Annotated in this window: 14 protein-coding genes and 4 pseudogenes; 6 read left to right on the top strand and 12 right to left on the bottom strand. The window is 68.4% G+C overall.

Annotated features, from left to right (window positions below; translation table 11 throughout):
• Window positions 1-83: 83 nt before the first annotated feature.
• The 3 genes and pseudogenes from ACWDVG_RS30320 to ACWDVG_RS30330 all read right to left on the bottom strand — a co-directional run.
• A pseudogene (locus ACWDVG_RS30320) lies at window positions 84-614 on the bottom strand (transposase family protein); the annotation flags it as partial.
• Window positions 615-874: 260 nt separating this feature from the next.
• A complete protein-coding gene (locus ACWDVG_RS30325) occupies window positions 875-1,471 on the bottom strand; it encodes an NADPH-dependent F420 reductase (RefSeq protein WP_451703961.1) in 597 nt (198 codons plus the stop codon).
• A 42-nt stretch (window positions 1,472-1,513) separates the two neighbouring features.
• Window positions 1,514-2,332 (bottom strand): 3'(2'),5'-bisphosphate nucleotidase CysQ, encoded by an 819-nt coding sequence (locus tag ACWDVG_RS30330; RefSeq protein WP_451703964.1) that lies wholly within the window; start codon window positions 2,330-2,332, stop codon window positions 1,514-1,516.
• A 301-nt stretch (window positions 2,333-2,633) separates the two neighbouring features.
• Here ACWDVG_RS30330 and ACWDVG_RS30335 point away from each other — a divergent pair, with 301 nt between their 5' ends.
• A complete protein-coding gene (locus ACWDVG_RS30335) occupies window positions 2,634-3,122 on the top strand; it encodes an IS5 family transposase (protein ID WP_451703973.1) in 489 nt (162 codons plus the stop codon).
• 802 nt (window positions 3,123-3,924) lie between these two features.
• On the opposite strand, the gene ACWDVG_RS30340 is transcribed toward ACWDVG_RS30335, so the two are convergent.
• Both ACWDVG_RS30340 and ACWDVG_RS30345 read right to left on the bottom strand, forming a co-directional pair.
• On the bottom strand, window positions 3,925-4,845 hold the full coding sequence (locus ACWDVG_RS30340; protein WP_451703965.1) for a LysR family transcriptional regulator: 921 nt from the start codon (window positions 4,843-4,845) through the stop codon (window positions 3,925-3,927).
• Between the two features lie 504 nt (window positions 4,846-5,349).
• A pseudogene (locus tag ACWDVG_RS30345) lies at window positions 5,350-5,578 on the bottom strand (IS3 family transposase); the annotation flags it as partial.
• 621 nt (window positions 5,579-6,199) lie between these two features.
• On the opposite strand from ACWDVG_RS30345, the gene ACWDVG_RS30350 reads away from it, so the two are divergent.
• The gene (locus tag ACWDVG_RS30350) at window positions 6,200-6,688 is read left to right on the top strand and encodes a transposase (RefSeq protein WP_376601398.1); all 489 of its coding nucleotides are present in this window, start codon (window positions 6,200-6,202) and stop codon (window positions 6,686-6,688) included.
• 159 nt (window positions 6,689-6,847) lie between these two features.
• On the opposite strand, the gene ACWDVG_RS30355 is transcribed toward ACWDVG_RS30350, so the two are convergent.
• The 5 genes from ACWDVG_RS30355 to ACWDVG_RS30375 all read right to left on the bottom strand — a co-directional run bounded on the left by ACWDVG_RS30355 (window position 6,848) and on the right by ACWDVG_RS30375 (window position 13,347).
• On the bottom strand, window positions 6,848-9,355 hold the full coding sequence (locus ACWDVG_RS30355) for a SpoIIE family protein phosphatase (protein WP_451703967.1): 2,508 nt from the start codon (window positions 9,353-9,355) through the stop codon (window positions 6,848-6,850).
• A gap of 121 nt (window positions 9,356-9,476) precedes the next feature.
• A complete protein-coding gene (locus ACWDVG_RS30360; RefSeq protein WP_376601401.1) occupies window positions 9,477-10,721 on the bottom strand; it encodes a sugar ABC transporter permease in 1,245 nt (414 codons plus the stop codon).
• A gap of 115 nt (window positions 10,722-10,836) precedes the next feature.
• Window positions 10,837-11,625 carry an ATP-binding cassette domain-containing protein gene (locus tag ACWDVG_RS30365; protein ID WP_376601403.1) on the bottom strand — a complete coding sequence of 263 codons (789 nt, stop codon included), beginning with the start codon at window positions 11,623-11,625 and terminating at the stop codon, window positions 10,837-10,839.
• Between the two features lie 17 nt (window positions 11,626-11,642).
• Window positions 11,643-12,824: a sugar ABC transporter substrate-binding protein gene (locus tag ACWDVG_RS30370; RefSeq protein WP_451703969.1), complete on the bottom strand. Its 1,182-nt coding sequence runs from the start codon at window positions 12,822-12,824 to the stop codon at window positions 11,643-11,645.
• 190 nt (window positions 12,825-13,014) lie between these two features.
• Window positions 13,015-13,347: an alpha-amylase gene (locus tag ACWDVG_RS30375; protein WP_376601996.1), complete on the bottom strand. Its 333-nt coding sequence runs from the start codon at window positions 13,345-13,347 to the stop codon at window positions 13,015-13,017.
• Between the two features lie 332 nt (window positions 13,348-13,679).
• On the opposite strand from ACWDVG_RS30375, the gene ACWDVG_RS30380 reads away from it, so the two are divergent.
• The 3 genes and pseudogenes from ACWDVG_RS30380 to ACWDVG_RS30390 all read left to right on the top strand — a co-directional run bounded on the left by ACWDVG_RS30380 (window position 13,680) and on the right by ACWDVG_RS30390 (window position 17,115).
• Window positions 13,680-14,111 carry a transposase gene (locus ACWDVG_RS30380; RefSeq protein ID WP_376602004.1) on the top strand — a complete coding sequence of 144 codons (432 nt, stop codon included), beginning with the start codon at window positions 13,680-13,682 and terminating at the stop codon, window positions 14,109-14,111.
• Window positions 14,112-14,549: 438 nt separating this feature from the next.
• Complete coding sequence (locus ACWDVG_RS30385; protein WP_376601997.1) at window positions 14,550-15,140, top strand: DUF1349 domain-containing protein; 591 nt, start codon at window positions 14,550-14,552, stop codon at window positions 15,138-15,140.
• A 738-nt stretch (window positions 15,141-15,878) separates the two neighbouring features.
• Window positions 15,879-17,115: pseudogene (locus ACWDVG_RS30390) on the top strand (IS3 family transposase).
• 21 nt (window positions 17,116-17,136) lie between these two features.
• Here ACWDVG_RS30390 and ACWDVG_RS30395 read toward each other — a convergent pair.
• The gene (locus ACWDVG_RS30395) at window positions 17,137-17,898 is read right to left on the bottom strand and encodes an IS630 family transposase (RefSeq protein ID WP_451703971.1); all 762 of its coding nucleotides are present in this window, start codon (window positions 17,896-17,898) and stop codon (window positions 17,137-17,139) included.
• Between the two features lie 15 nt (window positions 17,899-17,913).
• Window positions 17,914-18,693 (bottom strand): NAD(P)H-dependent oxidoreductase, encoded by a 780-nt coding sequence (locus ACWDVG_RS30400; RefSeq protein ID WP_451703972.1) that lies wholly within the window; start codon window positions 18,691-18,693, stop codon window positions 17,914-17,916.
• 139 nt (window positions 18,694-18,832) lie between these two features.
• Here ACWDVG_RS30400 and ACWDVG_RS30405 point away from each other — a divergent pair.
• A pseudogene (locus ACWDVG_RS30405) lies at window positions 18,833-19,090 on the top strand (helix-turn-helix domain-containing protein); the annotation flags it as partial.
• Window positions 19,091-19,182: the final 92 nt, after the last annotated feature.

Consider the following 19,182-nt stretch of genomic DNA (forward strand, 5'->3'; position numbering starts at 1 on the left):
ACAGATCAAGGCAAAGACACGGAAGTTGTGGTCAGTCAGCCCAAGGGTCAGACCTGCCGGTGGCACCACCAACCATCATCACTGTCCGCCCAGCATTTGAGCCCCGCGTCGGCGAGGGCTTCGATGATCCCGTGGTGTCGCGCGGCGGTCAGGTCGTGGGTCGAGCCGGGCAGCGCCGGCGAGGCCCACAGCAGCCGTCCGAACGGATCGGTAAGGACCTGCACGTTCATGCCGTGGCGCTTGTGTTTCCCAGAGTAGTAGGGGGTGTCAGCGGCGATGGGGTCGATCGGCAACAGGGTGCCGCCGAGGATGACGAACGCCGCCTTCTCCCGGATCGACCACATCGCCTCGGCCAGGGACGGGGCGAGGTCGGACAGGGCCTCAACGGCTTCACGTATGTATCGGTAGACAGTCGCGATCCCGATGCCGAACCCCGCAGCCAACTGGGCGTAGGTGTCACCGCACCGCAGGTGAGCCAGGGCGAGCAGGGCCTGCCACGAGGCAGGAAGGCGCCGCCACCGCGTCCCGACGTCCTGGCGCCTGGCCGTCAGCCGTCCGGTCAGGAACCGCAGGGTGCGGCTGGACAGATCAATCGAGGACGGGTAGACGAGCACGCGAAGCTCCTGGTGGTCTCGGGCGATCTTGGTCGAGAACCCGTCTACCAGGAGCTTCGCCGTTCCACCGATTTGTCCAACACCCCTTCAGCCCGGCCAGGTCGGAAAGGGCTCACTCTTCACGTCCATGCCTTTCCATTATGCACCGATGTCCTCCACTTCGAGTTCACGCCGATCGCTATTTGCGAGAGGGGAGTTGAAATTGACATGCTTGCCGAGCCGGCAGGTGCTCGGGCTTTCCGGCAAGTTGCCTCAGGCTTTCAGCGGGCGACAGAGATAGCGAAGGGCGTGAATCCGCTCGATCGGATGACGTGCGGGACGAACAGGATCGCGGCCTCCGTGGCGCGGGCGGTCTGGATACCGCCGAGGTCCGTGATCCACTCCTCGTGCCAGCCGAGGTTGATGAGCAGTTCACGGACGGCCTGCTTGGCCTGCGGGTCGTCGCCGGAGAGGAAGGCGGTCGGCGCCTGGGTGAGCGTGGCGGGTGCGGTCATCACGGGGAAGAGCATCGTGTTGAGGGTCTTGACGACGTGTGTGTCGGGGAGTGCTTCCTGGAGTTGCTCGGCCAGGCTGGAACCGGGGTGGATCAGGTCGGCGGGCAGTCCGTCCGGTCCGTCGAGGGTCGCGTTGGAGACGTCGATGAGGATCTTGCCCCGCAGTTCCTCGCGGAGCGCGGTGAGCCGGTCGAGCGAGCCTGCGCCCGGGGTGGCGTTGATGACGATCTGGGCTGTCCGGGCGGCATCTGCGGCGGCCCCCGGCGTCCGGTCCGCGGTGGTCACCTTGTGTCCTGCCCGGGTGAGGGCGGTGGCCAGGTTGCCGCCGACGCGGCCGTTTCCGAGGATGGCGATCGTGGTCATTTTGATCAGGCCTCTTTTGTGTGTGCGGTTGGTGGTGTGTGGTCAGAGGGAGAGGGTGGTGACGGCCTGGGCGTGAACGCCGGGTGCGGCGGCCAGGAAGCTCTCGCTCTGAGGAGTCCAGGGGCGGCCTTCGGTGTCGGAGATCCGTCCACCGGCCTCGGTGACGAGCAGGGCTCCGGGCAGCAGGTCCGCGCGGGTTCCGGCGAACTGCCAGAAGGCGTCGATCCGGCCGGCGGCCACATTCAGCAGGTGCAGGGTCGCGGGGACGGCGGTGCGGACGACGAGCGCGTCGAAGAGCATCGCGGTGATCGAGGAGCCGACGCGCCGCACGACTTTCCCGTCCTCGTCCGGCCTGGCCTGGCTGGTGGCTACGAGGCCGAGGCCGAGGTCCGTGGTCGGGGAGACGCGCAGCGGGCGGCCGTCGAGGTGGGCGCCTTTGCCGGCGAGCGCGGTGTAGGTCTCGCCGGTCAGCGGCACGTGGACCGCGGTGAGCACCGGCCGGTTCTCTCGTACGAGGGTGGCGGTCACCGCCCACTCCGGGAGGGCGTGCAGGTGGTTGACGTTGCCCTCGGCCGGGTCCACGACCCACCATTCGCCGGGCGGCAGCGCTCCGCCGTCCAGTTCGTCCTCCACCCAGCCTGCGTCCGGACGCAGACGCGTGAGGGCGGGGCGCAGGATGCCGAGGGCGGTGTCGTCGTTGCCGGCGAGCGCGCTCATGAGCTCCTCCCGGGTCTGGTAGGGGACCACGTCGCCGAACCTTGCGACGAGCGCCGAGCCGGCCTCGCGCACGGCGATCGCGGTCTGGCCGAGCAGGTCGGTGTCGGAGACGGTGCCGCCGACGGTCCGAAGCGTTTCGGGCATGACTGAACTCCCTTGTAGTGAACTTAGATTGAGGCAGCCGGGCCGAGCTGTCCGCTCCGTCCCGCTCTCTGCTATCGAAGCTAGAAGGGGAAATAGATAACTTCAAATGCATGCAAAACACTGTTGAGATGACTCTCGCTCAATCGGATGTGGATCTCCACATCCGATTGATCCGCTCTCAGAGCTCGTAACACGATCTTGTTGGACGGTCCTGGCCGGCCGTGACCGGTGTGGTGATTCGGCCGTTCGGGATGGTGTGAGTACCCGGCCGTGGATCGCGGACGATGACCTGTAGGCGCTGATCGAGTCGCTGCTGCCGCCCTGGCCGGAGAAGGCTCCTGGCCCGCGGCCGGTGCCGGACCGGTTGTGCCTGCAGGGCATCCTCTACGTGTTGATCAACGACATCGCCTGGCAACTGCTGCCGCTGGAGCTGGGGTTCGGCTCGGGCCATACCTGCTGGTGGCGGCAGGACCGATGGCAGAAGGCTGGGGTCTTTGATCGGCTGCACCGGATCCTGCTCGCCCAGCTGAACGGGGCCGGCGAGCTGGACTGGTCCAGAGCGTGTGTGAACGGCTCCCACGTCCGGGCGAAAAAAGGGGGAGTCGACACCGGTCCGTCGCCGGTCGACCGGCGGAAGACGGGCAGCAAGCGCCATCTGATCTGCGACGGACGCGGCACCCCGTTCAAGGTCGTCACCACCGCGGCCAACGTCAACGACGTCACCCAGCCCCTTGTCCTGGTCGACGGCATTCCGCCCGCGCTGTCGGCGGGTTCCGCGAGGATGCCATGACACGGAACCCGCCGGTGCGCACCACATACAACGCCAGCGGCCGGGAGCGGTTACGACCAGCCACAGGCCAGGAAGACGTAAGCGCAGGGCCAGGCTCCGGCCCACTCAAAACAGCCGAATCGTGAAACCGGTCACGGCCGACCAGAGCCATGCAACAAGATCGTGTTATGGGCTCTCAGGAGGAAGCGGCGCCGCTGGAGGACCTGAGGGCCTATGCCAGCGCCCTCGCAGTCCTGAAGCCTCGGGGACTCCCGAGCGCCCCCAGGGCGCGACGAGGGATCAGATCCTGGCCGAAGGTCATGACTCCGGCATGTCGGCCACCCAATGTCGGTCGAACTGGTGATCTCAGCCAGCTGTTGGAGGCCGCGGAACTCCACCACGGCATTCGCGCCCAGCGCTGCATCGACCATGCCAAGTGCCGGGCTGGCGGGAGTACTCTTGTTCCGTTCACGGAGGTCGCGCTATTCGTGCCGTTCACCATGCCGACAGCGCCCGGCCGGCCACCCGGCGAATACAGGCACGGGCTGCACCAGGCAAACGCCGCTGTGCGGCGCGCAGACTCGAGGTCCGGACAAGAAGGAACTCAGGGCGTTCCTCCGCAGCCGATCGCCCCTGTAGGACACCGGCCTTCCCTCGGGTCCGAGACTCCGGGCAGCGGCTCTCGCCGCGAGGCGGTGGCGACCCTTGCGTACCTCTCCACGAGTACTACGTCCGGCTGGAGCAGTGCAGAGCGCCGCAACCGTCGACCGGGGTCCTCACCGGGACTCTTGACAGCCCACCCCACCCCGCAGGCGTCGGAATACTACTGGTCAGGGGCGTGTGGGGTGGTGAACAGGGTCTGGAGGGTCTGAGTCGCCAGGTTGAGCAACCAGGTGTGGGCGGGGTCGTTGTCGTAGCGCTGGTGCCAGAGGAGGTAGAGAGGCACGGGTGGCAAGTCGAAGGGCAGCGGCAGCGCGGTCAGGCCCAGGTGGTGGCGGGCGGAACGAGTGACCGCGTCGGGGAGGGTGGCCACGATGTCGGCGTCACGGGCGAGCTGCAGTGCGGTGTCCGTCGCGGGGGCCGAGACGATGACGCGGCGCTCGTGGCCGAGGGCGGCCACGACCTCGTCGACCCGGTCGCCCAGGCTTCCGCGCCGGGAGACGGTCACGTGATTGGCCGCCGCGTATCTCTCGACGGTCACCGGCCCTTCGGTGAGCGGATGACCTGCCCGGACAGCCAGGATGATCCTGTCCTCACCGATGAGACGGTGACGGATGTCGGGCCGAGACGGCGGTTCGGCGCTGGAGGCCACATCGACCTCGCCACGACGCAGCTCAGGGGTGTCATAGCCAGGTTCAACCGTGAGACGCAGTTTCACCCCCGGCGCCTGGCGGTGCACCGCGGCAACGAGCGCGGTCCCGCAGGTGGTGGTGAGGGCGTCATGCCAGCGAACGGTGAACACCCGCTCCAGGGCCGCCAGGTCGAGTTCGGTGCGGGTGGACAGCAACTGCTGAGCTTGCTGCACCAGGGTGTGGACCTCGGTGCGCATGGCCATCGCACGGGGGGTGGGCGTCATATGGCGTCCAGTGCGGACCAGGATCTGGTCGCCTGTGACTTTGCGGATACGGCCCAGCGAGCGGCTCATCGCCGGCGCGGTGACATGAAGCCGCGCAGCGGCTCCGGCGACACTACCCTCCTCCAACAGCGCATCCAGGGCAGTGAGCAGATTCAGATCCAATTGCATGCCAGTAATCATACTTTCGAAAAGCATGCACTTTTTGATAATCGATGAAGCTGCCGCTCTGGAGACGCGGGGCCGAGGGGCGCACCCAACACCGCTCCGTTTCCGCCGACTTCAAGGAGCGCCATGCCGCCAGGATCGGAGCGTAAGGCTGGAGGTCGTCGAGGAGATCCACGTAGACAACGACACGTTGCGCCACGGCAAGCGCGGCACCATCCACCAGGCATACCGGGACAGTATGGAGGACCAGTTCGGCTCGCTCGGCCAGCATCCGGCGCCGTTCCGCGCGCCCGGACTCCAGTCGGCACCGCATGACGTCCGTGTGCTGATGTAGCACGGGCCGGTTGCGCGACGGCAGACCGGCGGCGGCCGGTACGCCAGCACACCTCGCCATGTTCACCGGCAGTCTTCCTCGCCTCGGTCGAAGTCGTCGCATGCGCGCTCGATGCCGGGCATGTGCTGCGGGGTCCAGGCGAGCAGGACGTCGATGGGGTGCCTCAGGTTCTTCTTCCGCAGATGCCGGCCGACGATGTGGTTGACCCGCATCAGCCCGGTCACGCGTTTGCGGTTGATCCACTGTTCACTCGCCCTCAGCTCGGCATGGACGCGCGAGCACCACAGGCGCCATCGTGCTCGGCGTGGAGGGCACGGATCTCGGCCCCGTCCGCTGCTCCTCTGTCTGGCGCTCGACGCGGGCTTGCCCGGTGGCCAGATGGCGGTAGAAGCCGGCGCGGGACACGGGGACTTCGGTGCCGGTTCCGCCAGCCGGGCCCGACGCCAGGCAGCCCGCCCCGCAGCAAGGACGTGCCTGGCGCCGCCTACTCCGGGCCGGGATCGCGCAGCGAGTTCTCGTGACTGCAGTCCCAGCAACCCACGGTCTCGGGGAGGTTCTCGAACCGTATGCCGGGGACGCCGAAGGAGCCGTCGATGCGGAAGCCTCCGCAGTTCTGGCACGGCGTGGCGTGAAAGGGCTTGTTGCAGCGCAAGCAGGTGCCCTCCGCGCTGGTCCGGTCGATGCGGGTGACTCAGGTACCTGCGCTGCCGCATCGCACGCAGAACGCTTCTTGGGCCGTCATGGTTCTGGTGTACCTCAGATTCGCGGCACTGTTCCCCCCTGCTCCGCTCTGGTGAAATGCCGGCGGGCGTAGGAAGGAGCCTTCGGGGGCCGTTGGTCATGGGCGTCGTGTGAAGCGGTAGATCGCGTACGTGACGCCGAGAACGATGTCCACGGCAGCCCAGAGAAAGATGATCACTCCGACCCCGATCGCGGGTACCGACGTTTTCGGCGTCGTGGCACGTCTGGCGGTCGAATGTTCCGCAGTCGTCAGGGGTCCCGGATCCCGAGGCGGCTCCGGCGATGATCCAGATCAGGAAGATCACCTGGATGGCGAGGAAGACCCAGAGGAAGTGCCAACCTGCTGGTCCGCTACCTCAACCAGGGCCGCGCCGAAGGCGACCGCCCCGTTACAGCCGCCTCCTGCTTACCGACCCCCAGAATCTGCGCCCGAAGGAAGCCGCCCTGCTGGAGAAGCTCATTGCGTCATGCCCGGAGATGACCCAACTCGCCGATCTCGTCCGCGGTTTCGCAACCCTGCTGAAACCAGCCAAGGGCAACGACGTGAAACTCACCAAGTGGATCACCACCGCTCGCGCCGCCGCACTGCCTCACCTGCGAAGCTTCACCAACGGCCTCGAAATCGACCGGCCCGCCGTGGACGCTGGCCTCACCTTGCCCTACCACAACGGCCACACCGAAGGCGTCAACACCCGCACCAAGAGGATCATGAGACAGATGCACGGACGCGCCGGATTCGACCTCCTCCGACACCGCATCCTCCTGCCCTGACGGACACCCGGCGTCACCACCGACTACGGGCCAGAGCCGCTCGTTTGACAGACCCCTCTGCTGTGGGGATTCCGGAAGCAGCCCTGACAGTACTGGACGTAAAGTTCGCGGTGGTCCTGCCGCACTGAGCGGAGACGGTGCCCGAGCACACGGCGATGCTCACCGCGGTGGTACGGCCCCGGGCTCGGGCGGCGGTAGAAGGCCGGGCTCAAGGGGCGCGCTGGGCGCGGGTTCGTCGCGTGGCGGGAGTGTGATGTCGCACCACACCTGTTTGCCGCCGCTGAAGGGCACGGAGCCCCAAGCCGCGGACATCGCCGCGACAAGCAGCAGGCCGCGTCCACCAGTCGCCTCCCAGTCCACGTTCTCGGTCTTGACCGGTGTGCGGGGCGAGGCGTCGTTCACGGCGACGCGCAGCCGGTCGCCGGTCAGCGTCAGGCCGAGCCGCACCTCACCCTGGGTGTGCGCGACGGCGTTGGTGACCAGCTCGGAGACGACCAGGAGGACGGTGTCGGCCTCCTCCGTCACAGACCAGTCGCGCAGGGTGCGGGCGGTGAAGCGACGCGCGTGCATGACGGCATCGGGGAGCCGCCATACCGCCCATCGGGCCCGGACGGGCCGAACCCGCATGCCGTCGTAGCGCAGGATCAGCACGGCCACGTCGTCGTGTCTTTGGCCCGTGCCGGCAACGAGGCGGTCGGCCACCTGTCCGGGGTCGGCCGGGTCGGAGGCGGCGAGCAGCTCGCGCACGGCCCGCATGCCGTCTTCCAGGTGGAGCGTCGCCGATTCCACCAGTCCGTCGGTCAGGAGTGTGATGAGGGTGCCGGGGGCGAGGCTGAGCTCGGTGATCGGGAACTCGCCGTCGGCGGTCACACCGAGCGGGGGGCCGCCCTCGATATCCGGCTCCTCGGTCGTGGCGTCGGGCAGCCGCAGCAGCGGTGGGAGATGTCCCGCTCGGACGGCCCAGGCGGTGCCCTCCTCCATGTCCAGGTCGACATAGGTGCAGGTGGCGAAGAGGTCCGTCTCCATGTTGACGAGCAGCTGGTTGGCGTGGGCCATCACGACATCGGGCGGGTGGCCTTCGACCGCGTAGGCGCGGATGGCGGTGCGCATCTGACCCATGATCGTGGCGGCTCCGGCGCTGTGTCCCTGCACATCGCCGATGATCAGCGCCACGCGGTTGTCGGAGAGCGGAATCACGTCGTACCAGTCACCGCCCACTTCGAGCCCCGCGGTCGCGGGCAGGTACCGGGCGACGGCCACTCCTCCGGGCAGTTCCGGCAGCTTGCGGGGCAGCAGGCTGCGCTGCAGCATCGTGGCGAGCTCGTGCCCGGCGTCCAGGGCGTGGACTCGGGTCAGCGCCTGGCCGATCAGGCCCGAGGCCACGGTCAGCAGGGAGCGATCTCCGGGGCCGAAGTAGTGCTCGCTGTCCCACCCCACGAGGCACACCCCGACCATCCGGCCCTCCGAGGGGAGCGGCAGGACGGCGAGGCCGCCGGGTCCGACCCCCTTGAGATGGGGCTCGAGCTCGATGCCCGTCGGCCAGAGACCGATGTGCCCCTCCCGCAGGGCGTTCTGCAGGGTCGGCAGGGCGTGGCAGGAAGCGTCGGGCCATTCCGAGCGCCACTCCGAGCGCCACGACCGGGGCCAGGCGTCCGGCTCCGGCGGGTCGAGAACGGTCACCACAAGGTGGTCGCCCTCCAGCTCGGCGACCGCCATCCGGTCGGCGCCGAGCGGAGCACGCAGAGAATCGACCACCACCCTGCTGACGTCGCGGACGGTGGTCGCGCCGGACAGCGCGGCGGACAGCCGCTGTACAAGGGACACGTCGTCGCCGGTGGGGCGCAGGAACGAGGTGTCGCCCACCAGACCCAGCACGCGGTACGGTCTGCCATCGGGGCCGGCCAGCACGCGGCAGTGCAGGCCCAGCCAGTGCAACTCACCGTTGCGGCGGCGAACCCGGAAGGCGAGATGCCGGTCGGAGTCGGTCTGCTGGGGCTCCACGACCGACATCAGCGCGGGTGCGTCGTCAGGGTGAGTGCACTCGAGCAGGGCCGAGACATCGCCGTCGAAGTCCTCCGGGGGGATGCCGAACAGGTCCAGCACCGCCGTATCCGCGTCCATGTGCCCGGTGCTGAGGGTGAGCATGAAACAGCCGCCGAGCGCGGGCGGCAGGGATGGGCTGAGCGGGGGTGCTGTCTCGGTCCGGTCGGTGGCGCGGGCCGAGGCCGCCTCCAGCTTCGTGGCCGCCTGGCCGGCGTAGAGTTCCAGCAGGGTGCGCTGGTCGTTGCTGAAGCCGCCGTCCCCGGCCCGGCCCATCACGAGCAGGCAGCCCAGCAAGCGGGCCTCCCCGCCCAGCGGCAGCGCGCCCGTCCAGACGGAGCCGACAGGAGAGGTGTCCATCGGGCTCGCCGAAGGTGCGGGGACGGGAATGGGCGCGTCACTTTGCAGGCCGTACCGGGCGGCGTCCTCGGAGGTCAGCCACAGCGGGCGGCCGGCGCGGCAGGCGTCGGCAACGGGTGAGCGGCAGGTGAGTGTGTACGTCGTCGCCGTCTGGTGCTCTCCGTCGGCGTCGAATATCTCGGCGAGGCGGAGTTCACGACTGCTCTCCTCCCACACGTAGACCGCGGCGAACCCGACCCCGCAGGTCGCAAGAATCTGGCCGTCCAAGAACTCGCACCGCCTCCGTACGCGAGAACCCGCCGGCGGCCACTGCTGTCCACCGGCCTTACTCCATGTTGGTGTCTGTCAGGTGGCGGCGGCCAGTCGGGCGGGGCCGACCGCAGCGGGGTCAGGCCCGGGTGTCCGCGCGGAGGTCCAGGTGGGGACGGCGCGAGACGGAGTCGATGATGACGGCGATCACGAGGATGCCCGCGGTGATCGTGATCTGGATGGCGCCCCGCAGGCCCAGGAGCGCCATGCCGGAGGCGACCGACTGGATGACCAGGATGCCGAGCAGCGCGGACCAGGTCCGGCCGCGACCGCCGAAGAGACTGGTACCCCCGATCACGGCGGCGGCGACCGCGTTGACCAGCAGGACGAGGGTGGGCGAGCCCGCGCCGACCGTACTGGTCCGCGAGGCCAGAAACAGGCCGCCGAGCGCGGCCGTCGCCCCGGAGACCATGAACACCGAGATCCGCACCGCCACCACATGAAGTCCGGCGCGGCGGGCTGCCTCGGCGTTGCCGCCCTGGGCATAGACCGTACGGCCGTATGAGGTGCGGCGCAGACCGTAGTCCAGCCCGGCGACGACGAGCAGGAAGAGCAGCAGGGCCAGCGGCAGTCCCCGGTACTGGTTGAGCACGGCGGCACCGGCGCAGGCGATGAGGCCCAGCGCTGCCGTGCGGGCGGCGATCACGCCGAGGGACGAGAAGGCCGCGCCGGAGGCGCGGTGGTACCGCGACCGCCGGTGGGCTGCGAGGAAGTAGACACCGGTGACCAGCGCGGCGAGGCCGTAGGCGGCGGCAGGGTGGCCGAAGTAGTGACGGGTCAGCGTCGCCACCAGTCCCTCGTCATCGAAGAAGACGGTGCCGTTGCCGCCCAGGACGATGGACAGCATGCCGCTCCAGCCGAGCGCCGCGGCGAGGGTCACGGCGAAGGACGCCACGCCCAGTTTGACGATGACGACGCCGTGCAAGGCTCCCGCCACGCACCCCGCCGCGACCGCCAGGAGGACGGCGAGCCCTTCCGGCATGCCGTGGTGGACGTTCAGCACGGCGAAGACGGCGGCCGTGAAGCCGCTGAGCGCACCGACCGAGAGGTCGATCTCGCCGATCAGCAGGACGAACACGAGGCCGGTGGCGATCAGGCCCATGCCGACGATGTCCACGCTGAGGTTGGAGAGATTGCGGGGGGAGAGGAAGCTGGGGTCGAGGATCTGGAAGACAGTCCAGACGAGGATCAGGACGACGATCGCGGGAGCCGGGCCGAGACCGTCCGTGAGCAGCCTGTTCCGTCGGCCATCGAGGTAGCCTCGTACGCCCTGTTCGCGCAGGGTGCGGAGTCGGCCGCCGAGGGTGGGAGGGGAGGTGCTCACCGCGTTCTCTCTTTCTCCCTCAGGGCTTCGCCGTGGGGGGTTTCCTCGACTCCGGCCGCGCGGCGGGCTTGGCGGCCCGTGAGCGGTCGCGGCCCGACCGCCGCGCACGCGCCGCTCATGTTCCGTCGTCCTTCCGCTCCGTGCTGCGATGAGCCACGGCGTGGTCCGTGGCACCGGTGATGGCGGAGACGATCAGTTCCTGGGAGGCGGTGTGCACGTTGAAGACGCCGTTGCTGCGCCCCAGGCGGAGCACCGCGACCCGGTCCGCGACGGCTTTGATGTCGCCCATGGTGTGGCTGATGAAGAGAATGCCGAGCCCGCGGTCCCGCAGGCCCTCGACCGTGTCGAGGAACTTGTTGGTCTGCTGGGTGCTCATGGCCTGGGCGGGTTCGTCCAGGAGGATGAGTTCCGGTTCCCTCAGCAGTGCGCGGGCGATCGCCACGATCTGCCGCTGGTCGGAGGAGAGCGAGGCGACCGGGACGCGGGCGTCGGGGATGCGGATCGACAAGGAGTCGAGCAGGCCGCGGGTGCGGCGGCCCATCTCCATTTCGTCCAGGAAACCGAACCTGCGGAGCTCACCGCCGAGGAAGATGTTGCCGACGACGTCGAGGTTGTCGCACAGCGAGAGGTCCTGGTAGACGGCGGAGATTCCCAGGTTCTGGGAGTGCTGGGGACGGGTGAGGTCCACCGCGTGGCCTTTCCAGCTGAATGAGCCCTCGTCGGCGGGCTCGACGCCGGCGATCACCTTGACCAGGGTGGACTTGCCCGCGCCGCTGTCGCCCATCACCGCCACCACTTCGCCCGCGCGGATCTCCAGGTCGACGCCGGTCAGCGCGCGGACGGCGCCGAAGGACTTGACGACGCCGCGCAGGGCGAGCAGGGGTGGATCCGATGTTCGGGTCATCTCGGCCTCCCTCGCCGTCAGTCGATGAGTCCGGCCTTCTCACAGGCGGGCCGGTATTTCGGGGTGCAGATCTCGTCGACGGTGTACATGCCGTCCCGGATCACGGTCTCCTCGATGGTGTCGGCGGTCACCAAGGCCGGTTCGAGCTCGACGCTGGGGACGTTCCGGGCCGTGTCGGTACTGATCCTGCCGGTGGCTATGGAGCGCAGAGGCTCACCACGGGCCAGGGCGAGCGCCATGTCCACGGCGGCGTTCGCCTGAAGCCGGTAGGGCTTGTAGATGGTCATGTACTGCTCACCGCTGACGATGCGCTGCACCGCCGAGAGGTCGGCGTCCTGGCCGCTGACCGGCGGTAGCGGACCCGTACGTGCGTTCTTGAGTGCGGAGATGACTCCCGCGGCCAGCGCGTCGTTGGCGGCCCAGACGGCGTCGATCTTGTCGACCCCCTGGTCCGCGACGGCGCCGGCCATGATGGCGTACGCGTTTTCCGGGGTCCATCCCGATGCCACGTACGTCCTGGTGACGCGGGCGCCCGCCCGCTCGAGCATGGAAACGGCCACATGGTCGGGGTTCCACAGGGGCCCCTCCACCCGGACGACCCGCGCTCCGTCGGCCAGGTCGCCGAGGCCGTCGAGCAAGCCCTCGCCCTGCAGGACACCGATGGCGTCCGAGTCGAAGGAGACATAACCCGAGATCGGCCCCTGGGCGACCCGGTCGTAGGAGACCACCGGGACGTCCATCTCCGCCGCCTCGGCGATCAGGCCCCGGAGATAGACCTCCTGGACAGGATCGAGGATCAGCACGTCGACGCCCTGGGAGAGCATGGCGTTCATCTGCCGGTGCTGGATCTGGACATCGTTCTCCGCGTTGGCGTAGCGAACTGTGCAGTCCCCGCACCGTTCCTTGACCGCTTGCTCGATCAGGGGCCGGTCGAAGGTCTCGTAGCGGCTGGTCTCGGTCTCCGGGAGCAGCACACCGACGGTGGGGCCGGAGCGGTCGGCGGCGCCTCCTCCCGGGGTGCCACAGGCGGCACTCGTCAGAACGAGTGCGGCTGCCAAGACGATGCCGGCCGTCCAGGGCTTCATACGAGACCTCCCGCCATCCGTCGGCATGGCCTTGACCAGAAGCATCTCCGCCTGACTGTTATCGGTCAGTTTATCCGTACCGGGTTCCCGCGCGAGTACGACGACCATCGGCATGCATGGCACGCCTTGCGGGGCGGGGGTGTCGCCGAGGCACCGGTCGCGAGGGGAAGGCGTCATTGCCCTCGGTCCGGGACAGGACCACCGCGTCAGCCGCGAGGGGAAAGAAAAATCCACCGCATATGGCGCGATGGTGCGGGGCGGCAAGGCCGCCCCGCACCACACCGGGCATCGGAGGTCTCGGGACTCAGACGCCGCTGGCGGGGTCGCAGGTGCGCACCCCCGTGACGTAGTTGCCGTCCGTCCCGTAGCCGGCGAAGGTCGCCCAGGCGCCGGGCTCGATCACACGGCAGGGGGCCCACTGGCCGTTCGTGTACTCGACGGTGACGGAGACGGTGTCGGCGCAGCCGTTGTGGACGTCAGTGTAGCGCCAGCTCTGGAAGTACTCCACGCACTCCGGAGCCGGGGTTCCGGTGTCCGCCACGGCGGACGGGGCGGCGGCCACGGCCATCAGGAGACCCGCCGCGGTCGTGGCGGCGAGAGCGACGGGACGCGATATGCGGTCCATGAGGTTTGTCATGTCCCGAATCCTTCAGGTGCAGGGAGGTCGGGTGCAAGTTTCTGCAAGGGTTTTCAGCCAACATGCTCTTGTGTCCTCTAATCAGCAGGTCAGATGCCTTCAGTGGGCTGAAAGGAGTTGCACCGACCTCACGTCTGGTCATGGAGAAGCCAAGCGGCCGCCCGCCGCGGCCCGCCTCGGAGCCCTCGGCCACAGACCGGTCGACGTACGGTCGACAGGTTCACAGTGGCTAAGATTCGACGGCTCTCGACAGTGCGTCACCCTCGGGTGACGCACTCTGAACCGACCACCGATGCCGACTGCACCGGGTGTCAGCCAGCCACTGCCGCGCGGTGGAGGGGCGGTCTTCATCAGACCGCTCCCCCACCGATTCGTGGCTTGCCCTGCTCCGCGCGCCCGGCGGAAGTCGCCGGTCAGGCCGTCATGTCCCGCCCGTCCGCCCCCGGCGGCCGATCGATGGCATACGGTTCCGTGTCCGGACCGGTGCTCCGTGGCGGGATATCCCCGCCGAGTACGGTCCGTGGAGCCGAGTCTGGGACCGATTCGTCGATGGCGGCGGAACGGTATCCAGGAGAGCTGCTGCACCGCACGGCGCAGCAGCTCGGATGTCGGGGGCGTTCACGGCCGCGTGCGAGAGCCGGCCCGCCCGGGACGAGCGGAGCCAAGCCCCTGTGCTCACCCACCGGACAGGCATAGGTGAACCGTGCGCAAAGGGTGTCAGTCGCCAGGACCACCACAGGGGAACTGCTGTCACAGCCTCCTGATGGGTGCGTCGACGAACGTGGACACGGGTACGCGCAGCGCGATCGCGGCCCGACTGCTCGACGACGGCGCCAACATCATCGCCGCAGGGAAGGGCTGCGCCACGCCGTCGCAGCTGCTCATGGGTCGGTTCGCATACACCGACCAGGCGCTTGCGCCGTTCTGCGACGTGGTGTTCGCGCGAGGCGATCTCGGCCTTCTGAGGGCCGGACGTCCATCTCGTTTCACCCTCCCGCGAGCAACCGGACGAGCCCGCCGACGCCTTCGGGCCGATGAGCCCGGACGATCGCGGGGCCGGCGTCCGCCCGGGTGAACAGGGCGGTGCGGGGAAGCGCTGGTGCAGCAAGGTGACCATGGGATTGAATGGCCTTGCTGAAAATTTCAACGCGCCAGGTGTGCATGGTCGCGCCCGGGCGGGATGAGAACGGGGTGGGCGACAAATGGACGGACAGCGCGTGATCGACTGGGCCGACGCCGAGTGGCTGAACCCGCCGCTGCGGACCGAGACGGACGACGGCGAGCTTGTCGTGACCACCAGGGACCGCAGCGACTTCTGGCGTACCACCGGCTACGGTTTCGTGAAGGACGACGGTCACGCACTCCTGGCGGAGTTTCCTGTCGGGTCAGCCATGGAAGTGACCTTCGTGGCCGAGTTCGACACGCTCTATGACCAGGCAGGACTCATGGTGCGCGTGGATGAGGGGACGTGGATCAAAGCCGGCGTCGAAATGACCGACGGCGTTCCGCACGTGGGCGCGGTAGTCACGTCCGGGAAGTCGGACTGGTCCTTGTCTCCCGTCCCCGCCTGGCACGGGCGTCGCGTCACCCTTCGAGCAAGCCGCGCCGGCGACGCGGTGACGGTGAGAGCGCGCTGCGAGGACGGAGCCTGGCAGATGGTCAGACTGACGCCCCTGGCGCCTGACGCGGACGCACTGGCTGGACCATTCTGCTGCTCTCCCCAGCGGGAGGGACTGCGGGTGCGCTTCACCCGCTTCGCCCTGGGGCCGGCGGACGCATCGCTGCATGCCTGACCGAGCTTCACCAAGTCGGTCTGCTGGATTTTGACGACTGCCCCGTGGACGGGTCGCACGTCCGGGCCTCAAGGGAGAGGATCATGCCCGACCCTCGCCGGTCGACCGTGCCCGCATCGCCACAACGCACCACTCGACCTTGAGATCACGCACTGAACCGGTCCCACTTACGACGCTGCGGGCAAGCCACCTCCCGGCACTGCTACCGCCGGCGGAGAACCGGCTCAGGACATGATCCGCTGCTGGAGCACCAGGGCGTGTGCCGGAAGTCCCGTCCGCCCTAACATGTGGACGACGCCACTTCCGACACACGCCCTACTGTAGTGACCTGGTTCGGAGATGCGTGAGCAGTAGCGGCAGATCTGGTCGGCGGTCTTGGTCCACTTGAAGGGCTTGGCGTCCCCGTTCCAGACCTTGATCCACTCTTCGAGTGCGACCTTGAGGTCATTGAGCCTCTTTCATCCTGGCCGCGGTTCGATCTCTAGAGCGCTGATGACCTGCAGCGATGCTCTTGATCTTCACCCTCGGAACCCCAGGATGAAAGAGGTTCATTGAGCGAACAGAACACCCCACTTTCCAGGCAGCGTCGTTCCAGCTCCGCGAACCACCGCTCGACCTGGTTGATCCACGACAAGTACGTGGGGGTGAAGTGCAGCTGGAAGCGGGGGGGCCTCCCCCTGAGTGGTGGACACGCTGATACTGGATCTGCTTGATCCGGAGGAAGCGAGAAGACCGCCGATGGCGATGAAGGACTATTCGGACGAGTTCAAGGCCGATGCTGTGGCCCTGTACGAGTCCGCACCCGGGGCGACGTACAAGGGCATCGCGGCTGATCTGGGTGTCAACCGGGCGACCTTGCGGAGTGGGTGCTGCGGGACCGCGAACGCCGTGGCGTCGCCGCCGGGGTCGCGAAGCCTGCCGTCCGGCCTCGGGAGGTGGCATCGTCCGCCGATCCGGACGAGCGGATCCGGCAGCTCGAAGCGCGGGTGGCCGAGCTCGAGGCAAGTGAGCGCAAGCTCGCCACCGAGCGGGACATACTCCGCAGGGCGGCCAAGTATTTCGCCGGAGAGACGAACTGGTGATCAGCCGCTTCCAGTTCGTCGACGACCACCGGGACACCTACGAGGTGAAGCGGCTCTGCCAGGTCCTGGACGTGAACCGGTCCAGCTACTACAAGTGGCTCGCTGGCGCCGAGGCCCGGGCCGTCCGGCAGCGGGAGGACCGGATCCTGGCCGAGGAGATCCGCGAGGTCCATGGTGAGTCCGGTGGCGCCTACGGCTCCCCGCGGGTGACCGCTGAGCTCCGCGAGAAAGGGCGGCGGGTCAACGAGAAACGGGTCGCCCGGATCATGCGGACGTTCCGCATCACCGGCATCCGCTTGCGCAGACGCGTCCGCACCACTGTCCCCGATCCGGCGGGCACATCGGTTCCGGACCTGTTCCAGCGGGACTTCACCGCCACCGAGCCGGGCCGGAAGTACATGGGCGACATCACCTATCTCCCTCTTGCAGGCGGTGAGTTCCTCTATCTCGCGACCGTGCTGGACTGCTTCAGCCGCAAGGTCGTGAGCTGGTCCATCGCCGGCCACATGCGGACATGCCTGGTCGCCGACGCACTGCGGATGGCAGCCGCGACCCGCGGCGGCCTGGACGGCTCCGTGTTCCACTCCGACCACGGAGCCCAATACGGCTCCCGGGCCTTCGCCGGCCTCTGCGACCAGCTCGGCGTCACCCGGTCGATGGGCTCGGTCGGCACCAGCGCCGACAACGCGGCCTGCGAGAGCTTCCACGCGTCCCTGAAACGCGAGACCCTCCAAGGCGCCCTCGACTACGGCGACGCCACCACCTGCCGCAGGACCCTCTTCGCCTGGCTGACCCGCTACAACACCCGCCGCCGGCACTCCGCCAACGGCTACCTCAGCCCCAACGAATACGAGCACCGACACCACACCGCTAAACTCACGCTCGCCGCGTGATCAATAACCGCGTGTCCACCTTCACGGGGGAAGGCCCGGGGGCGCGAGCAGCCACTTGTGCACCATAGGCGCCTTGTGAGCGGAGAGGTTGTCGCAGATGACATGGACCGCCAGGCCCTCATCGGTCTGGCGGTCGATCTCGTCGAGGAAGTCAGGGAAGTCCACGGCCCGGTGCTGCGCGGACAACTTGGTGATCACTTTGCCCGTCGCGGTGTTCAGCGCGGCGAACAGATCGGCGGTGCCGTGCCGGACGTAGTCGCATCTCCGCCGCTCGGGCACTCCCGGGACCATCGGTAGCACCGGCGCGGTCCGTTCAAGGGCCTGGATCTGCGGCTTCTCGTCCACCGCGAACACCACCGCGTTCGTCGGCGGAGCCAGATACAGCCTGACGACGTCACGGATCTTGTCGATCAGAAACGGGTCCGGGGAGATCTTGAACGTCTCGGTCCGCCACGGCTGCAGACCAAAGGCGTGCCAGATCCACAGCACACTCGCGGGTGAGATGCCCACCACCTTGGCCAACTCCCGCTTCGACCAGTGCGTCCCGCCAGACGGAGTCTCCTCCAGGGTGCGGACCACCACCTCTTCCACCTGAGCGTCGGTGATGGTCCGCGGCACCCCGGGCCTCGGCTCGTCCGCGAGTCCGTCCAGCCGGTCGCGCAGGAACCGGCTCCGCCACTTGGCGACGATGCCCCGGTTCACCCCCAGCCGGGCCGCGACCGCCAGATTCAGCCCGCCCTCCGCACACGCCAGCACGATCCGACTCACGTGGTGCCGAATCAACTCACGCCCAGGTCACTAGCCGTTCACGTGCAGCCTGAATCCCGTGCGGCCCACGGGCTCCAGTCCCTCCTTCAGGTGCAGCGAGGGGATCTCGTAGTCGCCGAAGTTCTGCCGTCGGAACGCGATCGGTTCGGTCGACTCCAGGGTGAGCAGGCGCTCTTCCCATGCCTTGGCGACATCCGCGTAGTCGGCGTCGGTCATCCGGTCGGTGCCGTAGAGCACGAACGGCGGCAGCACCTCGATGCCGGGGTAGTAGAGGATGCCGTGGTGGATGGGGAACAGCAGGTCGTCGATGGGGCCGTTGATCCCGCGGGCGGCGTAGTGCGACTCCGGGCCGCCGGCGGTCACCGACAGCAGGGCCTTCCGGCCCGCGAGGGTGCCTTCGCCGAAGCGGTCGCCGTACTTGGTGGCGCTGTGCTCGCCGACGCCGTACGCGAAGTGGTGGGTGAAGACCCGGTCCACCCAGCCCTTGAGGATCGCGGGCATCGTGTACCACCACAGGGGGAACTGAAAGATGATTGTGTCGGCCCACAGCAGCTTCTCCTGCTCGGCGCGGACGTCCGGGGTGAGCGTCCCGGCGTCGAAGGCGCGGCCGGAGTCCAGGGCGACCTTCAGCGGGCGCGAGGCGGCAGGGCCGTAGTCCGCGGCGTCCACGACCGCCTTCCAGTTCATCGCGTACAGATCACTCACCCGTACGTCGTGACCGGCGGCCTCCAGTGTGGATACCGCGAGGTCCTTGAGCGAGCCGTTGAGCGACTCCGGCTCCGGGTGGGCGTGGACGATGAGCGTCTTCATGGGAACTCCTTCGGATCGGCTGCCGTCGATCCTGGCCGCCACAGCCCCCGTCGTTCAGGGGCGGCCCTTCCGTCGGACCGGACTTCCTGGTACTGGCAGGGCCACCTTCGCGGGCTCCGGCGCGCCCATACTGGGAGGCATGGACGATCTCGCGGGTTTCCTGCGCACCAGGCGTTCCCGGGTCGACCCGGCGTCCGTAGGCATCCCCACCGACAGCCGGCGGCGCCGGGTCGCGGGGCTGCGCCGCGAAGAGGTCGCGCACCTGTCCGGAGTCAGCGTCGACTACTACGTGCGCCTGGAGCAGGGCCGCGCCACCCAGCCTTCCGAGCAGGTGCTCGACGCGCTCGCCCGGGTCCTCGGCCTCGACGAGACCGAGCGCGGACACCTCAGCCGGCTAGGAAGTTTCTTTCGGATCATCTCGCCGACCAGATGAAGATGGCGGCGATGTGGAGTCCGGCGAGGTAGATGGTGGCGGTCTTGTCGTAGCGA

Source organism: Streptomyces sp. NPDC003327 (assembly GCF_053589515.1).

Bases quoted from the DNA above. Each gene is read 5' to 3' on its own strand.
- ACWDVG_RS30375 (WP_376601996.1), bottom strand. From the start codon at position 13,347: ATGACAAACCTCATGGACCGCATATCGCGTCCCGTCGCTCTCGCCGCC.
- ACWDVG_RS30400 (WP_451703972.1), bottom strand. From the start codon at position 18,693: ATGAAGACGCTCATCGTCCACGCCCACCCGGAGCCGGAGTCGCTCAAC.
- ACWDVG_RS30330 (WP_451703964.1), bottom strand. From the start codon at position 2,332: ATGCCCGAAACGCTTCGGACCGTCGGCGGCACCGTCTCCGACACCGAC.
- ACWDVG_RS30325 (WP_451703961.1), bottom strand. From the start codon at position 1,471: ATGACCACGATCGCCATCCTCGGAAACGGCCGCGTCGGCGGCAACCTG.
- ACWDVG_RS30350 (WP_376601398.1), top strand. From the start codon at position 6,200: ATGATCCAGATCAGGAAGATCACCTGGATGGCGAGGAAGACCCAGAGG.
- ACWDVG_RS30385 (WP_376601997.1), top strand. From the start codon at position 14,550: ATGGACGGACAGCGCGTGATCGACTGGGCCGACGCCGAGTGGCTGAAC.
- ACWDVG_RS30370 (WP_451703969.1), bottom strand. From the start codon at position 12,824: ATGCCGATGGTCGTCGTACTCGCGCGGGAACCCGGTACGGATAAACTG.
- ACWDVG_RS30340 (WP_451703965.1), bottom strand. From the start codon at position 4,845: ATGCAATTGGATCTGAATCTGCTCACTGCCCTGGATGCGCTGTTGGAG.
- ACWDVG_RS30365 (WP_376601403.1), bottom strand. From the start codon at position 11,625: ATGACCCGAACATCGGATCCACCCCTGCTCGCCCTGCGCGGCGTCGTC.